Here is a 3,657-nt window from a genome sequence, read left to right on the forward strand (position 1 = left end):
TCTGGTACATCCTCGACCGCTCGCGGTGGGGCCAGGGCTACATCACCGAGGCGGCGCGGGCCCTCATGGACTTCGGTTTCGGGACGCTCGGCCTGCACCGCATGTGGGCCGACTGCGACCCGCGCAACCCCGGCTCCTTCCGCGTCATGGAGAAGCTGGGCATGCGCCAGGAGGCCCACTTCCGCGAGAACGCCTTCTACAAGGGCGAGTGGTGTGACTCCGTCATCTACGCCGTGCTCGACCGGGAGTGGCGGGCGCGCGGATAGAGCAAGGCCGGGCGAGGCGATGGTCGCCCCGTCCGGCCTCGTGCGCTCCTTGTCACTCCAGCCCTCTCTCCGTGGGAGAACGGGCCTGGCTCAGTGCACGGAGGTGTTGAAATCGTCGAGAGGCGGCAGCGGTGGGATGGTGCCCCGCTCGTTCTCGCTCTCCGTGGCCGCGGACGCCTGGATCTCGTCGTCCTGGCCGCTCACGTCCGTGGACTGGCCCGACAGCTTGGTCTCGAGCTGATCCCCCAGACTGGAGATCTGATCCTTCACCTTGGCCTTGGCCGGCTGGATGAGCTGGCGCTCGCGGTCGGTGACCGGGATGAAGCCGGCGAACAGCGCGCCGAGCGCGATGCCGCCGATGGCCACCAGGACCGGGTTGTCGGACACGGTGCTGTACCAGTCCGTCGTGCGGGCCTTCACCATGCCGCGATCCGGGATGTGCTCGCGAAGGCCGGAGGCCTTGTCCTTGGCGCGGTCCACGAGGCCACTGGCGCGATCCTTGAGCATGGAGGCCTTGTCCTTGGCCGTGTCCATGACGTCCGAGGCGCGGGCCTTCATGTTGTCTCCGGTGCTCACGCCGGTGTCGGTGCTCATGCCCATGCCGGTGTTCGTGTAGCCCACGTCCGTGCTGGTGCGCACGCCGATGTCGCTGCTCATGCCGCGCACGTCACCGGTGGGCCGCATCAGACCGCCCTCGGGGGCCGGCACCAGCTCGGGAGTGCCCATGTCGTGGCCGCCGTACATGCGCGTGTGCGACTCGGAATGGCTGCGCACGTCGAAAGCCTTCTTCATCAGCATCGAGCCCACTCCGGCGCCGAGGATGGCTCCGAGCATGCTCCAGCCCTTGGGCGTGTCCGCCCGCTCCTTGATGTCCGTCGTCTTTCGCATCACAGCCTCCTTGGCGTTCGCCTTGATCTCGTCAACCTTCTCCGTCGCCCGCTCCCTGGCCTGCGCCTTGAGGTCCGTCACCTTGTCGGCGGCAATCGCCTTGAGGTGCTCGGGCTCCATGCGGCGGGCCAGCTCGTCGGCGAGTTCGCTCATGCGTGCCCGTGCATCTGAGATTTCACGGATTGGAATGTCTTGCTCGCCCATTGCCCGTCCTCCTTGAGGGTTTGGATTGTCTTGTTGGGTGCGTGGATCTCCTTCATGCGCTTGATGCCGGCGTAGGTGATGCCGCCGCCGATGGCCAGGAAGGCCACGGTGACGATGAGCGTCGCGGCCCACCAGGGCAGCACCGTCGCGAGCGCCGCGCAGGCGAAGAGCATGAAGGCGATGCCTCCGATGAACAGGAGCACCCCGCCCGCACCCACCAGCGCGCTGCCAGCCTTGACCTTCGTCACTTCCTGGCGCAGCTCGGTCTTCGCTAGAGCGACTTCCGCGCGGATGAGCCGTTTACCCTGGTCGAAGAACTCACCCACCAGCGAGCCGAAGGCACGTTCCGACGTGCCATCACCGGGCACGGTGCGTCCTTCGTAGTCGTAACCGCCTTGATTTCGCGTGTCGTAGGGTTGCATCGCGTTCTCCCTATTCCTTCAGGAGCCGAGCAGCGAGGAACCCCACGGCGATGCAGCCAGCGAAGAAGGGCGCGGGACGCTCGCGGACGAACTGCCGGGCCTCGTGCACCAGCTCTTCGGTGGTGCCGTTCTCGATGCGGTCCGAGAACTTGCGGAGATAGCCCACGGCGCCCTGGAGCACCTGCTGCGAGAGGCCATCGGCATTCTGGGAGGCGTTCTCCAACGTGGAGACGAAGCCCTGGAGGCCCTTGAGGATATCTTCCTTCTTGTCGTCCACCTGGTGGTAGACGCGCTCCCGGGTCGCTCCGGTGAAACGCTTCACCTGCTGCGAGACATCTCCTGTGCCGGTACTGGTGCCGGCGAAGCTGGAACCCTGGATTCCTTCAGTCGCGCTTGCCATGCGGTCTCCTCCGAGTAGTTTGGGAATGGGTGCTACCGATGCGGGATGTCTCCCACACGACTCAAGCTAGGCACGCGCGGATGAGTGCCAGGAATGAAGCGGGAATCGGCTTGTGAAGCAGGCGGAGGAGCATGCCGCTGGGGCTGGAGGAATGGGAATACGGGAGGAGGGTGCGCGGATGGCGAGGAAGCCGAGGACGCCGCGGTGGTTGGAAGCCGCGCGTCGGCGCCAGCAGCCGGTGCCGGAGGGGAGTCGCGCGGACTGGCTGGCGCGTGCGCTGGGGCGCGCGGGGGTGATGCCCCGAGCCGAGGCGGAGCAGGCCATCCGCGAGGGGCGCGTGGAGGTGGACGGGCGTGTGGAGCAAGACCCCTTCGCGTCGGTACACGCGGGGAGCGCGGTGCGGGTGGACGGACAGCCACGCACGCTGGAGGCACGGACGCTGGCGCTGCTGTTCCACAAGCCCGCGGGGGTGGTGGTGGCCGGGAGCGATCCCGAGGGCATCGGCACGGTCTTCGAGCGGTTGCGTGCGGTGCTGCCGCCGCGACTGCGGGGCTACGAGTGGTACGCGGTGGGACGGTTGGACCGGGACACCACGGGGCTGCTGCTCTTCACCAATGAGGAGCGATTGGTGGCGCACGCGACCTCGCCGGAGACGCACCTGCCCAAGCGCTATGTGGCGGAGGTCGAGGGGGAACCCTCGGAGGACGCGCTGCGGAAGCTGCGCGAGGGCCTGGTGCTCGATGACGGGCCGACCCGACCAGCGGAGGCTCGGCTGCCAGGCCCCCACCGGGTCGAGCTGGTGCTCACCGAGGGGCGGCACCACCAGGTGAAGCGGATGCTGGCGGCGGTGGGGCACCCGGTGCGGACGCTGCACCGCGAGGCGGTGGGCAATGTGACGTTGGACGTGCCCGAGGGCTCCTACCGGGTGCTCACGGACGCCGAGGTGCACCAGGGACTCGAATTCCGAGGGCCCGGGTGAGGGTCTTCACCCCTCGCGCCGCGCGGACTCCTCCACCACGGCCCGGGCGAGCCGGGCCAGCTCTCCACTCGCGGGCAGCTCGCGCCCGAGCAGTCGCGGCACGGCCAGCGCGAGGCTCACGGAGTTGGTGAGCACGCACCCACGTACGTCCTCCAGGTGCTCCACCCTTACCGCGCGTTCCACGACGGGCCTGCCCACGAGCCGCCCCTCCTCCAGCAGCACGGAGCGGATGATGCCCGGCAGGCACGGGGCCTCCAGCGGCGGAGTCACCACGGCGTCCTCCACGAGGAAGAACAGGTTTCCATTGGGGGCCTCGCAGAGCTCTCCGGCCTCGTTGAGGAAGACCGTTCCCCTTGCGAGGTGCGCGTACTGACGGAGGTACGAGACGCTCTTGTGCGTCAGGAGAGAGTCTCCCCGCCGGTAGCCGTGGCCCTCGCGCTCATCGAGCGCGCGGCCCTCGCGCGTGGTGCGCTCATGGTCGGCTGGGAGGGACCGGAA

Annotated in this window: 6 protein-coding genes; 2 read left to right on the forward strand and 4 right to left on the reverse strand. The window is 68.4% G+C overall.

Annotated features, from left to right (window positions below; translation table 11 throughout):
• Positions 1 to 266 (forward strand): GNAT family protein (locus tag VF794_RS08480; RefSeq protein ID WP_331108678.1); only part of this gene is annotated, 266 nt, incomplete at its 5' end.
• Positions 267 to 356: 90 nt separating this feature from the next.
• Here VF794_RS08480 and VF794_RS08485 read toward each other — a convergent pair.
• The 3 genes from VF794_RS08485 to VF794_RS08495 are packed head-to-tail and all read right to left on the reverse strand — an operon-like array spanning position 357 to position 2,180.
• The gene (locus tag VF794_RS08485) at positions 357 to 1,307 is read right to left on the reverse strand and encodes a hypothetical protein (RefSeq protein WP_331108679.1); all 951 of its coding nucleotides are present in this window, start codon (positions 1,305 to 1,307) and stop codon (positions 357 to 359) included.
• Positions 1,304 to 1,780 carry a phage holin family protein gene (locus tag VF794_RS08490; protein WP_331108680.1) on the reverse strand — a complete coding sequence of 159 codons (477 nt, stop codon included), beginning with the start codon at positions 1,778 to 1,780 and terminating at the stop codon, positions 1,304 to 1,306. The genes VF794_RS08485 and VF794_RS08490 overlap by 4 nt, the downstream gene beginning before the upstream one ends.
• Positions 1,781 to 1,790: 10 nt before the next feature.
• Positions 1,791 to 2,180 carry a hypothetical protein gene (locus VF794_RS08495; RefSeq protein WP_331108681.1) on the reverse strand — a complete coding sequence of 130 codons (390 nt, stop codon included), beginning with the start codon at positions 2,178 to 2,180 and terminating at the stop codon, positions 1,791 to 1,793.
• Between the two features lie 178 nt (positions 2,181 to 2,358).
• Here VF794_RS08495 and VF794_RS08500 point away from each other — a divergent pair, with 178 nt between their 5' ends.
• Positions 2,359 to 3,159: a pseudouridine synthase gene (locus tag VF794_RS08500; protein WP_331108682.1), complete on the forward strand. Its 801-nt coding sequence runs from the start codon at positions 2,359 to 2,361 to the stop codon at positions 3,157 to 3,159.
• Positions 3,160 to 3,165: 6 nt separating this feature from the next.
• Here the strand turns inward: VF794_RS08500 and VF794_RS08505 are convergent.
• On the reverse strand, positions 3,166 to 3,657 hold a 492-nt coding region (locus VF794_RS08505; RefSeq protein WP_331108683.1), incomplete at its 5' end, for an aminotransferase class IV.

It is taken from the genome of Archangium sp. (assembly GCF_036389735.1).
GTDB lineage: Bacteria > Myxococcota > Myxococcia > Myxococcales > Myxococcaceae > Archangium.